Source organism: Pseudoxanthomonas sp. GW2 (genome assembly GCF_000283075.1).
Classification (GTDB): domain Bacteria; phylum Pseudomonadota; class Gammaproteobacteria; order Xanthomonadales; family Xanthomonadaceae; genus Pseudoxanthomonas.
In genome coordinates, this window is record NZ_ALIP01000007.1 from 1 (window position 1) to 16,921 (window position 16,921).

Consider the following 16,921-nt stretch of genomic DNA (forward strand, 5'->3'; position numbering starts at 1 on the left):
CCCGACCCTGGTGCGGGTGCGCGACCTGTCGCGCACCGAGCACGACGCCATGCTTGCCCTGGTGCGCAAGAAGCTGCGCGCCGAGTTCGGTTTCCCGCGCAATCCGCAGCGCTTCTTCGGCGTGCCGGCGGTGTACTCGCTGGAGAACGTGAAGTACCCGCAGTTCGACGGCAGCGTCAGCGGCGTACGCCCGAAGCTGGGCGCCGACGCAGCGCTGAAGCTGGACTGCGGCACCGGCCTGGGCGCGGCCACCCATGTCACCGGCGCGTTCGCCTTCGCCGCCGCCGGCAAGGCGCTGGAGATGCTGCTCAAGGGACGGCCGGCGCCGTCGGCGGATGCGGCCGGCTTCGCCTGCGCCGTGGCCGGCTAGGTCGGCGGCAGGCCGAACAGGCGTTCGGCGTTGGCGGTGGTGGCCGCGGCGATCGCGGCCGGGTCCTCGTCGCGCAGCATGGCGATGGTGTCCAGCACCGTGCGCAGCCGCGCCGGTTCGTTGCGCTGGCCGCGGTGCGCGGCATCGGGCTGGTCCGGCGCATCGGTTTCCAGCAGCAGGAATTCCAGCGGCATCTCCGCCACCAGCCGGCGCAGGCGCTGCGCGCGCTCGTAGGTGACCGGGCCGCCGAGGCCGACCAGGAAGCCCAGGTCCCACAGCTGGCGCGCCTGCTCGGGGCTGCCGGCGAAGCTGTGCACCACGCCGCGCAGGCGCGAAGGCTGGCCCGACTTGGCGCCGCCGATGCGGCGGATCGCGGCGATCACCGCGTCCACCGCGCGCCGCGCGTGCACGATCACCGGCAGGCCGGCATCGCGCGCCAGGCGCAGCTGCGCCTCGAAGTAGCCGGCCTGGGCCTGGCGGTCCAGGTCCTCGACGAAGAAATCCAGCCCGCATTCGCCGACCGCCACCGGCTGCTCGCGCTCGACCCATTCGCGCAGGCGTTCCAGGTGCGCGGGCTGGTGTTCGGCCAGGAACAGCGGATGCAGGCCGTAGGCCGGGAACAGTCCCGGCGCGGCGCGGCAGGGGTCGCGCAGGCCGGGCCAGCCGGTGGCATGGATCGCAGGCACCACCTGGCGGCGCACGCCGGCATCGCGCGCGCGCGCGACCACCTGCGCGCGGTCGGGGTCGAACTCGGGTACGTCCAGGTGGCAGTGGCTGTCGACCAGGTCCATCAGCGTCCGGGTGGCAGCACCTGCGATCGCGCCGGCAGCGGATCCTTGCGGCGCTTCCAGTTGGCCAGCAGCAGGGTGCCCAGGCCCAGCGCGACCTCGTCGATGAACGGCACCGGATCGGGCAGCAGCACGCTGAGCACGAACACCGCGGCGGTCAGCTTGAACAGGGTCGGGAAGCGCAACCGGCGCGCCCATTCCAGCAGGGGCAGCAACAGGGGGTTGGCCATGGCGGCGGCTCCGTGGGGAAGATCCGGATACCAGCATGCCGCGTCCGCGCCGGCTCGTGGCGATGTTGGAAAATTGTTCGGGGTCCTGTTCAGCTTCGCCGTGATGGAATGCGCCCGTCAAACAGCGGGATGGGTCCCGCAGGAGCCAACGGCCATGAAACAAGCCACCACCGTTCTCATCGCAGCAGGTGCCCTGCTGGTCGGCGGCATCGCCACTGCCGCCTACATGAACAACCGTGACGGCGGCTCCGACGTCGCTGCCATCACCGCTCCGGCCCAGGACGGCGATGTCGCCGCCAGCGATGCGCTGCCGGAGACCCCGGCGCTGGAGTTTGCCGAGATCCTTTCCGTCACCCCGGTGACCGAGAAGGAACAGCGCTACGCCACCGTGATCGGCACCGAGCCGGTGCGCGAGTCCACCACCCAGTCGGTCCCGCATGAAGTGTGCGAGGACGTGGTGGTGCAGGAGCGCCTGCCCGAGCGCGACGGCAACGTCGGCGGCACCGTGGCCGGCGCGGTCATCGGTGGCCTGATCGGCAACCAGGTCGGCGGCGGCAAGGGCAAGAAGGTCGCCACCGCGGCCGGCGCCGTGGCCGGCGGCGTGATCGGCAACCAGGTCGACAAGCGCCACGTCGGCGGCAAGGTCGTCAGCCGCACCGAGCGCCAGTGCCGCACCGAGTACGCCACCTCCGAGTCCAGCCGGGTGATCGGCTACACCGTGACCTTCCGCAACCCGGACGGCACCACCGGCACCAAGCGCATGGACAAGAAGCCCGGCGAGCGCATCGCCCTGGGCACCGAGGACAAGGTGGTCGGCTACGACGTGACCTACCGCTACCAGGGCCAGGAAGGCACCCTGCGCCTGGACCAGGAGCCGCAGTCCGACCGCCTGCCGGTGGTCGACGGCAAGATCGTCACCGCCGGCGTGGACGTCGGCGCGCAGGGCGCCAACCGCCAGTAAGCGCGGGCCCGTTGCCAGCACCGAAGGCCGCTCCCCCGGGGGCGGCCTTCTTTTTTGCCGCGCTGCGCATTGCCCGCGCACCGGGGGCGGTGGATACAATCGCAACCATTTCCCCAACCGGTATCCGCCATGGCCCTTTCCGCCTACGACCTGTACGACGTGCGTTCCATGCTCAGCGAAGAGGAGCGTGCCGTGCAGGAGGCGGTAGCCCGGTTCACCGACGAGCGGGTGCTGCCGATCATCGGCGAGTGCTTCGACCAGGGCCGCTTCCCGAAGGAGCTGGTCCCGGAGATCGCGTCGCTGGGCCTGCTCGGTTCCTCGCTGCCGGAGGAATACGGCTGCGCCGGCCTCAACGCGGTCAGCTACGGCCTGATCTGCCAGGAGCTGGAGCGCGGCGACAGCGGCCTGCGCAGCTTCGTCAGCGTGCAGTCCTCGCTGTGCATGTACCCGATCTACGCCTACGGCTCGGAGGAGCAGCGGCGGCAGTGGCTGCCGCGCATGGCCGCCGGCGAGGTGATCGGCTGCTTCGGCCTGACCGAGCCGCACGGCGGCTCCGACCCGGCCAACATGAAGACCCACGCCCGCAAGGATGGCGGCGACTGGGTGCTCAACGGCTCGAAGATGTGGATCACCAACGGCAACCTGGCCGACATCGCCATCGTCTGGGCGCAGACCGAGGAGGGCATCCAGGGTTTCATCGTGGAGAAGGGCATGCCCGGCTTCACCGCCCAGGAGATCAAGCACAAGATGTCGCTGCGCGCCTCGGTGACCTCGTCGCTGTTCTTCGACAACGTGCGCGTGCCGGAGGCCAACCGCCTGCCCAACGTCAAGGGCCTCAAGGGCCCGCTGGGCTGCCTGACCCAGGCCCGCTACGGCATCACCTGGGGTCCGATCGGCGCCGCCATCGCCTGCCTGGACGAGGCGCTGAACTACAGCAAGGAACGCATCCTGTTCGGCCGCCCGGTCGCGGCGACCCAGAGCGCGCAGATCAAGCTGGCCGACATGGCCCGCCGCATCACCCTGGCGCAGCTGCTGGTGCTGCAGCTGGGGCGGCTGAAGGACGCCGGCCGGATGCAGCCGCAGCAGGTCTCGCTGGCCAAGTGGAACAACTGCCGCATGGCCATCGACATCGCCCGCGAGTGCCGCGACCTGCTGGGCGGCGCCGGCATCACCACCGAGCACGCCGCGATCCGCCACGCCCTGAACCTGGAATCGGTGATCACCTACGAGGGCACCGAGACCGTGCACCAGCTGGTGATCGGGCGCGAGCTGACCGGCATCAACGCGTTCTGACCGGCATGCCGCAGGGCCCCGTCATCGAGACCGAGCGGCTGGTCCTGCGTCCGCCGCAGGCGGCCGACTTCGAGCGCTACGCCGAGCTGCTGGCCGACGAACATGCCTGCCGCTTCATCGGCGGCAGCGCCAGCCGCGCCGCGGCCTGGCGCAAGTTCCTGCAGATGCCCGGCGCGTGGATGGTGCAGGGTTTCGCCATGTTCTCGGTGATCGACAGGGCCACCGGCCTGTGGCTGGGCCAGTCCGGCCCGTGGCGGCCGGAGGGCTGGCCGGGCAACGAGGTCGGCTGGAGCTTCCATCCCCAGGCCTGGGGCCGGGGCTACGCCACCGAGGCGGCCACCGCGGCGATCGACTGGGCGTTCGCGGAACTGGGCTGGGACCATGTCATCCATTGCATCGACCCGGAGAACCTCCCCTCGCAGCGGGTGGCCCAGCGCCTGGGTTCGCGCAACCAGGGACCCGGCCGGTTGCCCGAGCCCTTCGCCGGAGCGCGGATCGACATCTGGGGCCAGACCCGCGCGCAATGGCTGGCGCGGCGCGCAGCCGTCGCCTGAGCCCGGTCGCCGCGGACCGCCACCCGAACGATCGCACAGGAGCCTGGCTGATGGACCTGGAACGGCTGCAACTGGAAACCCCGCGCCTGCTGCTGCGGGTGCCGCGCAGGGAAGACTTCGAGGCCTGGGCGGCGTTCGTGGCCGACGAGGAAGCCACCCGCCATATCGGCGGCGTGCAGCCGCGCCCGGTGGCCTGGCGCGGGCTGGCGGCGATGCTCGGCTGCTGGCACCTGCAGGGCCATGCCATGTTCTCGGTGATCGAGAAGGCCAGCGGGCAGTGGATCGGCCGCGTCGGCCCGTGGCAGCCGGAGGGCTGGCCGGGCCCGGAGGTGGGCTGGAGCATCGTCCGCAGCCACTGGGGCCGTGGCTATGCGCCGGAAGCGGCGGCCGCGTGCATGGACTGGGTATTCGACGTGCTGGGCTGGGAGGAGGTGATCCACACCATCGAACCGGCCAACGAAAGGTCGAAGGTGGTGGCCACCAAGCTCGGCTCGCGCTACCTGCGCATGGGGCAGCTGCCGCCGCCGCTGGATGCCACCGCCGAGATCTGGGGCCAGACCCGCGACGAATGGCGCGCGTTCCGCGCCGCGCGCGGGTGAATCCCTTGCGCGCCTTGCCCGAACGCCGCCGCGATGCCGCCCCCGGCGCCCAGGCGGTCCACACTACCCAGGCCATCCGGCACCGGCGCGCGCATGCGCGGGCGCGGACTGGCCGCCGCTGGATCCCGACAACACCGGGGCGCACGCCGCCCCGCACAGGACACCGACCCGCCGACGCATGAACGCAGCCGCCATTCCCGCCTGGAAGAAGGGCATCAACCGCGCCGAGATCTGCGACCGCAACTTCACCGAGGCCGTGCGCGCCTGGGAGGGCAGCCCGCGGCCGCGCCCGCGCGACGACGAACCGGTGTTGCCGGGCAGCGCGCTGGACGCGCGCGGCTTCCGCGAACTGTTCGAGTCGCAGCTGGTCAGCCGCCACCTGGACCTGATGGCGCGCGTGCTGCGGGTGCAGAACAAGGTCTTCTACACCATCGGCTCCAGCGGCCACGAGGGCAACGCCATGGTCGCGCGGCTGGCCCGCCATACCGATCCGGCGTTCCTGCACTACCGCAGCGGCGGCTTCATGGCCGAGCGCTTCCGCAAGCTGCCGGGCATGGACCCGGTGATGGATTCGGCGCTGAGCTTCGCCGCCAGCGCCGAGGACCCAGCCTCCGGCGGCCGCCACAAGGTCTGGGGCAGCAAGCCACTGTGGGTGCTGCCGCAGACCTCGACCATCGCCTCGCACCTGCCCAAGGCGCTGGGCACGGCCATCGCCATCGAGCAGGCGCGGCGCATCGGCCACGCCCTGCCGGTGCCGGCCGACAGCATCGCCATCTGTTCCTTCGGCGACGCATCGGCCAACCACGCCACCGCGCAGACCGCATTCAACGCCGCGGCCTGGACCGCCTACCAGAAGCTGCCGGCGCCGGTGCTGTTCGTGTGCGAGGACAACGGCATCGGCATCTCGGTGAAGTCCCCTGACGGCTGGATCGGCAACCGCTTCCGCAACATGCCGGGCCTGGACTACTTCCACGCCGACGGCCTCGACCTGGCCGCAGGCTACGCCCAGGTGCAGGCGGCGGTGGAGCACTGCCGCAGCACCCGCCGGCCGACCTTCCTGCACCTGCGCACCACCCGGATCATGGGCCACGCCGGCACCGACTTCGAGATCGAGTGGCGCAGCATCGAAGAGCTTTGCGCGGTGGAGGCCAGCGATCCGCTGCTGCGCAGCGCGGCCATCGCCCTGGAGTCGGGGCTTTACTCGAAGGACGAACTGCTGGAGCTGTACGAGTCCATCCGCCGCCGCTGCTTCGCCGCCGCGGAGGAAGCCGACCGCCGGCCCAAGCTCGCCAGCCTGGAGCAGGTGATGGCGCCGCTGGCGCCATACTCGCCCGACGCGGTGGCGGCCGAGGCCACGCGCCCGGCGCCGGAAGATGCGCGCATCGCCGCCTACGGCGGCGCCGACAGGCTGCCGGAGAAGCAGGCGCCGCGCCACCTGGCGGTCCAGATCAACCAGGCCCTGCACGAGCTGCTGGCCAAGTACCCGGAAAGCCTGCTGTTCGGCGAGGACGTGGCGCAGAAGGGCGGCGTGTACACGGTGACCAAGGGCCTGTACAAGGCCTTCCGCGGCAACCGCGTGTTCAACACCCTGCTGGACGAGACCATGATCCTCGGCCTGGCCCAGGGCTACGCCAACATGGGCATGCTGCCGATCCCGGAGATCCAGTACCTGGCGTATTTCCACAACGCCTGCGACCAGGTCCGCGGCGAGGCCTGCTCGCTGCAGTTCTTCAGCAACGGCCAGTACGCCAACCCGATGCTGGTGCGCATCGCCGGCCTAGGCTACCAGCGCGGCTTCGGCGGCCACTTCCACAACGACAACTCGATCACCGCCCTGCGCGACATCCCCGGCCTGGTGGTCGGCTGCCCCAGCCGCGGCGACGACGCGGTGGAGATGCTGCGCACCCTGGCCGCGCTGGCGAAGGTCGACGGCCGCGTGGCCGTGTTCCTGGAGCCGATCGCGCTGTACATGGCCAAGGACCTGCACGAGGCCGGCGACGGCCAGTGGCTGTTCCCGTACCCGGAGCAGGGCCGGGCCATGCCGCTGGGCGAGGGCAGGGTCTACGGCGAGGGCAACGACGACCTGGTGATCATCACCTACGGCAACGGCGTGCCCATGAGCCTGCGCGCCGCGCGCCGGATCGAGGAACGCCAGGGCTGGAAGGTGCGGGTGGTCGACCTGCGCTGGCTGGTGCCGCTGAACGAGGAGTTCATCCGCGAGCAGGCGGCCAGCGCCAGGCGCCTGCTGGTCGTGGACGAGGGCCGGCGCAGCGCCGGCGTGGGCGAAGGCGTGGTCACCGCGATCATCGAGGGCGGCTTCGGCGCGCGCCCGTTCCGCCGCGTGGTGGGCGCGGACACGTACACTCCGCTGGCAGGCGCCGCGTTCCTGGTCATCCCGGGCGAGGACGACATCGTCGCCGCGGCCGCGGAGCTGGACAGCTGAGATGTGTGGACTTGCAGGATTCCTGATGGCGCAGCCGCGGCTGCACGGCGACGTGCTGGCCGCGCGCGCCCGGGAGATGGGCGGCGCGCTGGTGCACCGCGGACCGGACGACGCCGGTACCTGGGTCGATGCCCAGGCCGGCATCGCCCTGGCGCACCAGCGCCTGAGCATCCTCGACCTGTCGCCGCTGGGCCACCAGCCGATGGAATCGGCCGACGGCCGCTACGTGCTGGCCTACAACGGCGAGGTCTACAACTTCGTCCCGCTGCGCGCCGCGCTGGCGGCGGTGGGGCACCGCTTCCGCGGGCACTCGGACACCGAGGTGCTGCTGGCGGCGGTGGCCGAGTGGGGCATCGAGGACGCCCTGCAGCGCTGCAACGGCATGTTCGCCATCGCCCTGTGGGACCGCCGCGAACGCTGCCTGTGGCTGGCCCGCGACCGGGTCGGCAAGAAGCCGCTGTACTACGGCTGGGCCGGCGACGCCCTGGTGTTCGGCTCCGAGCTGAAGGCGTTGTGGCGGCACCCGGATTTCGACAACGGCGTGGACCGCGACGCGCTGGCCCTGCTGCTGCGCTTCAACTACATCCCGGCGCCGTACTGCATCCACGAGCGCGCGTTCAAGCTGATGCCCGGCAGCCTGCTGCGGCTGGACGCGGCGGCGGCGGCCGCCGGCGCCGCCGCGCACGACCCGCAGCGCGCGCAGCAGCGCTGGTGGGACCCGCGCGAACGCATGCGCAAGGCCATCGCCACCCCGTTCGTCGGCGGCGACGGCGAAGCCGCCGCGGCGCTGGATGCGGTGCTGCGCGACGCGGTGGGCCTGCGCATGGTCGCCGACGTGCCGGTGGGCGTGTTCCTGTCCGGCGGCACCGATTCGTCCACCGTGGCCGCGCTGATGCAGGCGCAGAGCGCGGAGCCGGTGCGCAGCTTCACCATCGGCTTCCGCGGCTCGGACCACGACGAGGCGCCGCTGGCGCGCGAGGTGGCCGACTACCTGGGCACGGCGCACACCGAGTTCGAGGTCGACGGCGCCGACGCGCTGGCGGTGGTGCCGCAGCTGCCGGCGATGTTCGACGAGCCGTTCGCCGATGCCTCGCAGATCCCCACCGCGATGGTCAGCCGCCTGGCGCGCCAGGAGGTGACGGTGGTGCTTTCCGGCGACGGCGGCGACGAGCTGTTCTTCGGCTATGGCCGCTACCAGCGCGCGCTGCGCAACTGGCGCATGGCGCGGACCCTGCCACGCCTGCTGCGCCACGGCCTGGCCCGCCTCCCCGGGGCGCGCGGCGAATCGGCGCGCACCGGCGGCGTGGCGACCCTGCTGGCCGAGTCCGGCGTGCAGGGCATCGGCGACGTCTACCGCAACCGCGTCTCGCGCTGGCGCAACCCGGCCGCGGTGGTGACCGGCGCGCGCGAGCCGCAGACCATCTACCACGAGGCCGATCCGCTGGGCCTGCCTGGGCGCGAGGCCGAGGCGATGATGCTGGCCGACTTCATGGCCTACCTGCCTGACGACCTGCTGTGCAAGGTCGACCGCACGAGCATGGCGGTGGGCCTGGAGGCGCGCGCGCCGCTGCTGGACTGGCGGGTGGTGGAGCTGGCCTGGTCGCTGCCGCAGCACATGAAGCTGCGCGGGGACACCAGCAAGTACCTGCTCAAGCGGGTGCTGCGCGGCTACCTGCCGGATGCCATGGTCGACCGCCCCAAGCGCGGCTTCGGCGCGCCGGTCGGGCAATGGCTGCGCGGGGACCTGGCGCAATGGGCTGGCGACCTGCTGGATCCGGTGGCGATGCGCCGCGAAGGCCTGTTCAACGCGGCGCGGGTGGACGCGGTCTGGCGCGGCTTCCGCCGCGGTCAGCGCAAGTGGCACACGCACCTGTGGAACGTGCTGATGTTCCAGGCCTGGCACGCCTGCTGGCGGGCCAGCCGCGGCGGCTGAGGCAGGCCGCGCCGGGCCTTCACCCCGGCCACGCATGGCGCTTCCTAGGATCGGACCTTCCCTTCCAGGAGCAGGCCCATGAACAGGCGCAAGGTGGCGGTCATCGTCGGCAGCCTTCGCAAGGACTCGATCAACCGCCAGCTGGCGCGCGCGCTGGAGCGGCTGGGCGAGGACCGGCTGGAGTTCGACTATCTCCAGATCGGCAACCTGCCGCTCTACAACCAGGACTTCGACGGCGACTACCCGCCCGAGTGCACGGCGTTCAAGCAGCAGGTCCGTGGCGCCGACGCGGTGCTGTTCGTGACCCCGGAATACAACCGCTCGGTCCCGGGCGTGCTCAAGAACGCGATCGACATCGGCTCGCGCCCCTACGGCGACAGTGCCTTCGCCGGCCTGCCGGCGGCGGTGACCGGGGCCTCGCCAGGCGCGATCGGCACCGCCCTGGCCCAGCAGCACCTGCGCAACGTGTTGTCCTACCTGGACATGGCGGTGCTGCCGCAGCCGGAGGCCTTCATCCAGTTCAAGGAAGGCCTGGTCGCGGACGATGGCCGGATCACCAGCCCGGATACGCGCGAGTTCCTCGAGGATTTCGTCGACCGCTTCGTGGCCTGGATCGACCGCCAGCGCGGCGAGGCCTGAGCCTCACGACGGCCGCAACTGGCTCAGGCCCGAGCGCAGGCGTTGCAGCGGGCTGGCGTCCACCGGCCCGGCATCGGTGAGCGAGGCCGCGACCAGCCGCCGGAAGGGTGCCAGTGCCGCACCTACGCGCAGGGTCGCGGCACGCAGCACGCGCGCGGCCGGGCGGTCGTTGGTGTACAGCCCGACTACCGCACGCGTGGCCTGGAACAGCGGCCAGCAGCCCTGGCGGTGGCGGCGCTGGTACATGGCCAGCAGCGCCGGGTCGCCCGGGTCGCGGCCCTGCCGTACGGCGATGCGCAGCACGGCGGCCAGGCGCTCAACGCCGGCCAGGCCCAGGTTGAAGCCGTGCGCGGTGACCGGGTGCATGCCCACAGCGGCGTCGCCGGCCAGGGCCAGGCGCGGGCCCACGAAGCGCCGTGCCCAGGTCGCCACCAGGGGATAGACGTGGCGGCTGCCGGCCAGTTCCATCCTGCCCAGGCGGCCGTCGTAAAGCCGCTCCACCGCAGCGTTGAAGCCGGCCTCGTCCATCGCCGCCAGGGCCCGGGCCTGCTCGCCGGGCAGGGTCAGCACGGCAGAGGCCAGGTGCTCGTCCAGCGGCAGCAGGGCGCGGGTGGCGCCGGTGCCGAACCATTCCCAGGCAGCGTGGTGGTGCGGGTGCTCGTGCCGCATCCGGCACACCAGCATGCTCTTGCCGAAGTCGTGCAGGTCGGCGTCGATGCCCAGCGCGCGACGGGTCTCGGAGAAGCGGCTGTCGGCCGCCACCAGCAGGCGTGCATGCAGGCGCGGGCCGTCCTGCAGCTGCACCCAGGCCGCGTCGGGGCCGGCGTGCAGGGCGGCGATCCGGGCCTGGTCGTGCAGCTCGATGCCCGGCGTGGCCTGGACCGCGTCCCAGGCCGCGCGCCGGATCAGGTGGTTGGCCACCAGGTTGCCGAGGCGGTCGTGGCCGGGATCGGGGTCGACCACCATGGCTTCGGCCAGGTCGCGGTCCATGATCCGGGCCTGGCGCAGCGGGTGGACGTGCCCGGCCGGGATCCGCTCCCAGATGCCGAGCTCGCCCAGCAGGCGCATGGAGGCGTGGGTCAGGGCGATCTCGCGGCCGTCGAAGGCCGGCTCGGCCAGCGCCGCCCGCGGCTGGCGCTCGACCAGGGCCACGCCCAGGCCCAGCGGTGCCAACGCCCGCGCCAGGCTCAGCCCGACCGGGCCGGCACCCACGATCACCACGTCGTACTGCATGCGCTTCTCCTGCCAGGGACCGTGCGCGAGTCTAGGTGGGCCCGGCGGCCCCGGCCCTGATCCTGGTCAAACCGGGCGCAGGGCCTGCAGGGATCCCGGCCGCGGCGGCTATACTGCCCCGTCCGGCGCCGGTTTCCCGGCGTTTCCGCCATTGTGGATCAGCCATTTGGGGGAAGTTCCGGATAAACCACATCAATCGGTGGGGCCAGGGCGGCGCCCGGTTCCACCACGGGAAGCGACTGCCGCATGCGCCTGTCCACCATCAAGCTGTCCGGATTCAAGTCGTTCGTCGATCCGACCACGCTGCACCTGCCCACCAACATGACCGGCATCGTCGGTCCCAACGGGTGCGGCAAGTCCAACATCATCGACGCGGTGCGCTGGGTGATGGGCGAGAGCTCGGCCAGCCGCCTGCGCGGCGACTCGCTGACCGACGTGATCTTCTCCGGCTCGGCCGCGCGCAAGCCGGTGTCGCAGGCCACGGTCGAGCTGATCTTCGACAACTCCGACCACACCATCTCCGGCGAGTACGCCGCCTACAACGAGATCTCGGTCAAGCGCACGGTCAGCCGCGACGGCCAGAGCAGCTACTACCTCAACGGCACCAAGTGCCGCCGCCGCGACATCACCGACCTGTTCCTCGGCACCGGCCTGGGCCCGCGCAGCTATTCGATCATCGAGCAGGGCATGATCAGCCAGATCATCGAGGCCCGGCCCGAGGACCTGCGCGTCTACCTGGAGGAGGCCGCCGGCATCTCCAAGTACAAGGAACGGCGCAAGGAGACCGAGACCCGCATCCGCCACACCCGCGAGAACCTGGACCGCCTCAACGACCTGCGCGAGGAGGTCGACAAGCAGCTCGAACACCTGCGCCGCCAGGCGCGCCAGGCCGAGCAGTACCAGGCCCTGGCCGCGGAGCGGAAGGTCAAGGACGCGCAGTGGAAGGCGCTGCAGTACCGGCTGCTGGACCAGCAGCTGCAGGCCCTGCGCGAGAAGCTGGCGCAGGAAGAGACCAGGCTGGAGCGGATCATCGCCGGCCAGCGCGAGGCCGAGCGCGAGATCGAGACCGGCCGCGTGCGTCGCGAGGAGGCTGCCGAGGCGCTCAACGCCGCCCAGGCCGAGGTCTACAAGGTCGGCGGCGTGCTGGCCCGGATCGAGCAGCAGATCCAGCACCAGCGCGAGCTGGCCAACCGCCTGAACCAGGCCCGCGACGAGACCGCCACCGCGCTGGAGGAGCTGGACCGCCACATCGGCGGCGACCGCGAGAAGCTGGAGGCGCTGCAGGCCTCGGTCGAGGAGGCCGAGCCGCGCCTGGAGCAGCTGCGCGAGGACGACGTGTTCCGCCAGGAGGCCCTGCGCGAGGCCGAGGCGGCGCTGGCCGACTGGCAGCAGCGCTGGGAAGTGCATGGCCGCCAGGCCGCCGAGGCGTCGCGCGCAGGCGAGGTCGAGCGCACCCGCGTCGACTACCTGGACCGCCAGGCACTGGAAGCCGAGCGCCGCCGCGAGGCCCTGCAGGCCGAACGCGCCGGGCTGGACGTCGAATCGCTGGCCGAAGCCTTCGAGCAGGCGCAGATCGAGCACGAGACCCGCAAGACCGAGCTGGACGGGCTCAACGAGCTGCTGGAGGCGCGCAAGCAGGACGTGGCGACGGTGCAGGACCAGCAGCGCGCCGCCCAGGCCGAGCTGGCCGAGGTGCGCAAGCAGGCCCAGGCCGCGCGCGGCCGCCTGTCCTCGCTGGAGACCCTGCAGCAGGCCGCGCTGGGCCAGGAGCAGGGCGCCGCGGTGGCCTGGCTCAAGGCCCGCGGCCTGGATTCGGCGGCCCGCGTCGGCGAGCGCCTGGTGGTCGAGGACGGCTGGGAGAACGCGGTCGAGAGCGCCCTGGGCCAGCTGATCGAAGGCGTGCTGGTCGACGCCCCGGAGCAGCTGGTCGAGGCCCTGGCCGATCTCGGCGAGGGCCGCATCGCCCTGGTCGCCGACGGCGAGGGCGAGGCCGGCTTCGCGCCGACCTCGCTGGCGGCGAAGGTACGCGGCCCGCTGGCGATCCGGCGCCTGCTGGCGCGCCTGCACGCAGCCGAGGACCTGGCCGCCGCGCGCGCCCTGCTGCCGCAGCTGGCGGAAGGCGACTCGGTCATCACCCGCGCCGGCGAGCGCCTGGGCGAGGGCTGGGTGCGGGTCTCGCGCCAGGGCGCCGCCCGGCAGGGTGCGCTGCTGCGCGAGCGCGAGATCCAGGCCCTGCGCGCCACCATCGAGGAACTGCAGGCGCGCGAGGCCGACCTGGAGGCCCACCTGGCCGACCTGCGCGGGCGCCTGCTGGCCGCCGAGCAGGCGCGCGAGGACGCCCAGCGCCAGCTGTACCTGGCGCACCGCGCCGTGTCCGAGCTGGCCGGCCAGCTGCAGAGCCAGCAGGGCCGGATGGACAGCGCGCGCCAGCGCATCGAACGCATCGAGGCCGAGCTGGCGCAGCTGGCCCAGACCCTGGAGGCCAGCCGCGAGCAGGCGCGCGAGGCGCGCGCGCGGCTGGAGGAAGCGGTGGTGGCCATGGGCGACCTCGAAGCCGAGCGCCAGGCCCTGGAAGCCGAGCGCCGCCAGCGCACCGAGGCCCGCGACCTGGCGCGCGAGGCCGCGCGCGCCAGCCGCGACGCCACCCACGCCCTGGCCCTGGGCCTGGAGTCGCAGCGCACCCAGATCGCCTCGCTGACCCAGTCGCTGCAGCGCATGTCGGCGCAGCGCGCGCAGCTGGAGTCGCGCCTGGGCGAGATCAGCTCCCAGCTGGAGACCGGCGATTCGCCGGTGCAGGCGCTGGAGGCCGAGCACCAGGCGGCGCTGGCTGAACGCGTGCGGGTCGAGCGCGCGCTGGGCGAGGCCCGCGCCGTGCTGGAGGCGATCGACCACGAGCTGCGCAGCCACGAGCAGTCGCGCCAGGAGCGCGACCAGCAGTCGCTGGCCCAGCGCGAGCGCATTTCCCAGCTGCGCCTGGAGCAGCAGGCGCTGCAGCTGAAGGCCGAGCAGCTGGTGCAGGCGATCGGCGAGGACGGCCAGGCCGTCGATGACGTGCTCAACACCCTGCCCGAGGTCGCCGACCCGCGCGAGTGGGAGCAGGCGGTGGTGCAGATCGACGCGCGCATGCGCCGCCTGGAGCCGGTCAACCTCGCCGCGATCCAGGAATGCGGCGAGGCCGAGCAGCGCAAGCAGTACCTGGATTCGCAAAACGCCGACCTGGCCGCGGCGCTGGAGACCCTGGAGGAGGCGATCCGCAAGATCGACCGCGAGACCCGCGGCCGCTTCAAGGACACCTTCGACCGGGTCAACGCCGGCGTGCAGGCGCTGTACCCGCGCCTGTTCGGCGGCGGCCACGCCTACCTGGAGCTGACCGGCGACGACCTGCTGGATACCGGCGTGGCGATCATGGCGCGCCCGCCGGGCAAGCGCGTGTCCAACATCTCGCTGCTGTCCGGCGGCGAGAAGGCGATGACCGCGGTGGCCCTGGTGTTCGCCATCTTCCAGCTCAACCCGGCGCCGTTCTGCCTGCTGGACGAGGTGGACGCGCCGCTGGACGAGGCCAACGTCGGCCGCCTGGCGGCGATGGTCAAGGAAATGAGCGAGAAGGTGCAGTTCCTGTTCGTCACCCACAACAAGGCGACGATGGAGGCCGCGCACCAGCTGTCCGGCGTGACCATGCGCGAGCCGGGCGTGTCGCGCCTGGTGAGCGTGGACCTGGAGGAGGCCGCGCGCCTGGCCGGCGCCGCCTGAGCAGGCCTGGCGCCGGGGTTTTTCCGGCGCTGGCGGCATGACATGCTTGCACCCTGACTGGCATACGGCGGAGAACTGAATCCATGGACGACAGAGACCTGCTGCGCATCGGCATCCTCGTTGCCGGCGCGTTGCTGATGCTGGCGATCTGGTACTTCGGCTCCCGCCCGCGCAAGGAGCAGCAGGGCCGGCGCCGCGAATCGCCCGCGCCGGCCGCCGCCGCGCGCCGCGAGCCGCAGCTGGACGACGATGGGGAAGGCGAGGGCGCCGAAGCCGCGGGTGGCGAGGTCAGCCAGCCCGAGCTGGGCCTGGAGGAGCCGGCGGCGGCGGCGTCGACCAGCACCCTGGGCAAGCGCGAGATCCAGGACTTCGACAAGATCGTGTCGCTGTACGTGGCCGCCCGTGCCGGCAGCGTGCTGCGTGGCGAGGACATCGTGGTGGCCGCGGAGAAGACCGGCATGGTCTTCGGCCACATGAACGTGTTCCACCGCCTGCTGGAGGGCCATCCGGACCGCGGTCCGGTGTTCAGCATGGCCAGCATCATCAAGCCCGGCAGCTTCGACATGGCCAACATCCGCGAGCTGGAGACCCCGGCGATCGCGTTCTTCCTGACCCTGCCCGCGCCGGTCCCGGCGCTGGACGCCTGGGAGAAGATGCTGCCGACCGTGCAGCGCATGGCCGAACTGCTGGACGGCGTGGTCCTGGACGAGAACCGCAACGCCCTGGGCCGCCAGCGCATCGCCCATATCCGCGACGAGCTGCGCGCCTACGACCGCCAGCACGAAGCGCCGCCGCTGACCAAGGCGCCGCGCTGGTAGGCGGCGCCGGCGTGCCGCCATGGCCATCCCGGCCCGGGCCACGCCACCCTTCGTCGTCCCCTGCCTGGAGCACACCTGGCGCCTGTCCCGCGAGGGCGTGGGCGGTGTGTGGACCGGGTCGTTGCGCCTGGGCCCCGTCCGGAGCCCGCGCACCCGATGCTTTCGCCCCGGAGCGCTGGCCGTCGCGTGGCCGTGACTGTGAAGCGGACCCGCGCATGCCCGCACCGCGTCCGCAGCCGTGCATGCGCATGGATTCCGACGCCTGCCGGAACGACGGGCCTCGCGCCCCGGCAGCCTGCAGCCTGCCCGGCGCCTACGCCGCCGCCGCCCGCGCCGGCGCGAGCAGGGCGAACACCTCGCGGAAGCGCGCCATCTCCTCCCCGGTACCCACCGTGACCCGGACCCGGCTGGGCCACACCGGCCAGCTGCGGCCGATCAGCACCCCGTGTCCGGCCATCGCCGCGGCGAACTCCCTGCCGTCGGTGCCGACATCGACCATGAAGCAGTTGGCCTGCGATGGCAGGCAGGGATAGCCGCGCGCCTGCAGCCAGGCGATGGTCTGGTCGCGCACCAGTGCATTGGCCCGGCGCCGTTCCGGCACCAGGCCCGGATCGCGCAGGCTGGCCAGGCCGGCGGCCAGGGCGGTGGCCGGCAGCGGATTGCTGCCGAACGCCGCCAGCTTCGCCAGCAGGTCGGGGCGGCCCAGGGCCAGGCCCAGGCGCAGGCCAGCCATGCCGTAGATCTTGGAGAAGGTACGCAGCACGACCACGTCGGCGCCGGCGCGCACGTGGTCCAGCATCGAGCGCTCCTGGCTGTACTCGATGTAGGCCTCGTCCACCAGCAGCACGCTGCCGGCGGGCTTGTTCGCCAGCAGCCAGTCCAGCTCGGCACGCGCGGTCACCGAGCCGGTCGGGTTGTTCGGGTTGCACACGTAGACCAGGCCCGCCTGCGGCGCGGCCGCGGCCATGGCGCGCACGTCGTGGCTGCCGTCGGCGCGCAGCCGCACCCGGTGCACGGCCGCGCCCTGCGCGGCGGCGGTGTCGGCCACTGCCTCGAAGGTCGGGTCGGCCAGCACCAGCGGCCGCTGCGGGCCGGTGAAGGCCAGCGCGGCGCGGTCCAGCGGGTCGCTGGAGCCGGCGTAGACGGCCACGTGGTCGACCGGCAACCCGTGCTGGTGCGCGAACTCGGCGGCCAGCTCCCCGCGCAGGCCGAACAGGTAGCGGCCGCTGGCGGGCAGGATCGCGCGCACCGCCTCCTGCGCGGCGGGCGAGGGACCCAACGGGCATTCGTTGAAGTTGAGCAGCACCGGC

General features: G+C 72.4%; 13 protein-coding genes and 1 pseudogene. 10 read left to right on the top strand and 4 right to left on the bottom strand.

Going from position 1 to position 16,921, the window contains the following annotated elements:
• Positions 1–370: pseudogene (locus B351_RS15940) on the top strand (tRNA threonylcarbamoyladenosine dehydratase); the annotation flags it as partial.
• Here the strand turns inward: B351_RS15940 and B351_RS0100460 are convergent.
• Together B351_RS0100460 and B351_RS0100465 are read right to left on the bottom strand one after the other, a co-directional pair.
• Positions 367–1,161 (bottom strand): TatD family hydrolase, encoded by a 795-nt coding sequence (locus tag B351_RS0100460; protein WP_019397090.1) that lies wholly within the window; start codon positions 1,159–1,161, stop codon positions 367–369. The pseudogene B351_RS15940 and the gene B351_RS0100460 overlap by 4 nt on opposite strands.
• Positions 1,161–1,388 (bottom strand): DUF6116 family protein, encoded by a 228-nt coding sequence (locus B351_RS0100465; RefSeq protein WP_019397091.1) that lies wholly within the window; start codon positions 1,386–1,388, stop codon positions 1,161–1,163. Before B351_RS0100465 ends, B351_RS0100460 begins: the two co-directional genes overlap by 1 nt.
• Before the next feature lie 154 nt (positions 1,389–1,542).
• Here B351_RS0100465 and B351_RS0100470 point away from each other — a divergent pair, with 154 nt between their 5' ends.
• The 7 genes from B351_RS0100470 to B351_RS0100500 all read left to right on the top strand — a co-directional run bounded on the left by B351_RS0100470 (position 1,543) and on the right by B351_RS0100500 (position 9,810).
• On the top strand, positions 1,543–2,349 hold the full coding sequence (locus B351_RS0100470) for a glycine zipper 2TM domain-containing protein (RefSeq protein WP_019397092.1): 807 nt from the start codon (positions 1,543–1,545) through the stop codon (positions 2,347–2,349).
• A gap of 129 nt (positions 2,350–2,478) precedes the next feature.
• Positions 2,479–3,642 (top strand): acyl-CoA dehydrogenase family protein, encoded by a 1,164-nt coding sequence (locus B351_RS0100475; protein WP_019397093.1) that lies wholly within the window; start codon positions 2,479–2,481, stop codon positions 3,640–3,642.
• Positions 3,643–3,647: 5 nt separating this feature from the next.
• Complete coding sequence (locus B351_RS0100480; protein ID WP_019397094.1) at positions 3,648–4,196, top strand: GNAT family N-acetyltransferase; 549 nt, start codon at positions 3,648–3,650, stop codon at positions 4,194–4,196.
• Positions 4,197–4,246: 50 nt separating this feature from the next.
• Positions 4,247–4,795 carry a GNAT family N-acetyltransferase gene (locus tag B351_RS0100485; RefSeq protein ID WP_026010185.1) on the top strand — a complete coding sequence of 183 codons (549 nt, stop codon included), beginning with the start codon at positions 4,247–4,249 and terminating at the stop codon, positions 4,793–4,795.
• Between the two features lie 178 nt (positions 4,796–4,973).
• Positions 4,974–7,238 carry a thiamine pyrophosphate-dependent enzyme gene (locus B351_RS0100490; protein ID WP_019397096.1) on the top strand — a complete coding sequence of 755 codons (2,265 nt, stop codon included), beginning with the start codon at positions 4,974–4,976 and terminating at the stop codon, positions 7,236–7,238.
• Position 7,239: 1 nt separating this feature from the next.
• Positions 7,240–9,171 (top strand): asparagine synthase (glutamine-hydrolyzing), encoded by a 1,932-nt coding sequence (gene asnB / locus B351_RS0100495; RefSeq protein ID WP_026010186.1) that lies wholly within the window; start codon positions 7,240–7,242, stop codon positions 9,169–9,171.
• A 78-nt stretch (positions 9,172–9,249) separates the two neighbouring features.
• Complete coding sequence (locus B351_RS0100500) at positions 9,250–9,810, top strand: NADPH-dependent FMN reductase (protein ID WP_019397098.1); 561 nt, start codon at positions 9,250–9,252, stop codon at positions 9,808–9,810.
• 3 nt (positions 9,811–9,813) lie between these two features.
• Here the strand turns inward: B351_RS0100500 and ubiM are convergent, their stop codons facing one another.
• Complete coding sequence (ubiM, locus tag B351_RS0100505) at positions 9,814–11,043, bottom strand: 5-demethoxyubiquinol-8 5-hydroxylase UbiM (RefSeq protein ID WP_019397099.1); 1,230 nt, start codon at positions 11,041–11,043, stop codon at positions 9,814–9,816.
• Positions 11,044–11,289: 246 nt separating this feature from the next.
• On the opposite strand from ubiM, the gene smc reads away from it, so the two are divergent.
• Positions 11,290–14,793 (top strand): chromosome segregation protein SMC, encoded by a 3,504-nt coding sequence (gene smc, locus B351_RS0100510; RefSeq protein WP_019397100.1) that lies wholly within the window; start codon positions 11,290–11,292, stop codon positions 14,791–14,793.
• An 83-nt stretch (positions 14,794–14,876) separates the two neighbouring features.
• Positions 14,877–15,611, top strand: coding sequence for a cell division protein ZipA (zipA, locus tag B351_RS0100515; RefSeq protein ID WP_019397101.1), 735 nt, complete (start codon positions 14,877–14,879; stop codon positions 15,609–15,611).
• 313 nt (positions 15,612–15,924) lie between these two features.
• On the opposite strand, the gene B351_RS15945 is transcribed toward zipA, so the two are convergent.
• Positions 15,925–16,921, bottom strand: a 997-nt coding sequence (locus B351_RS15945) for a pyridoxal phosphate-dependent aminotransferase (protein ID WP_019397102.1), incomplete at its 5' end; no start/stop codon positions are given.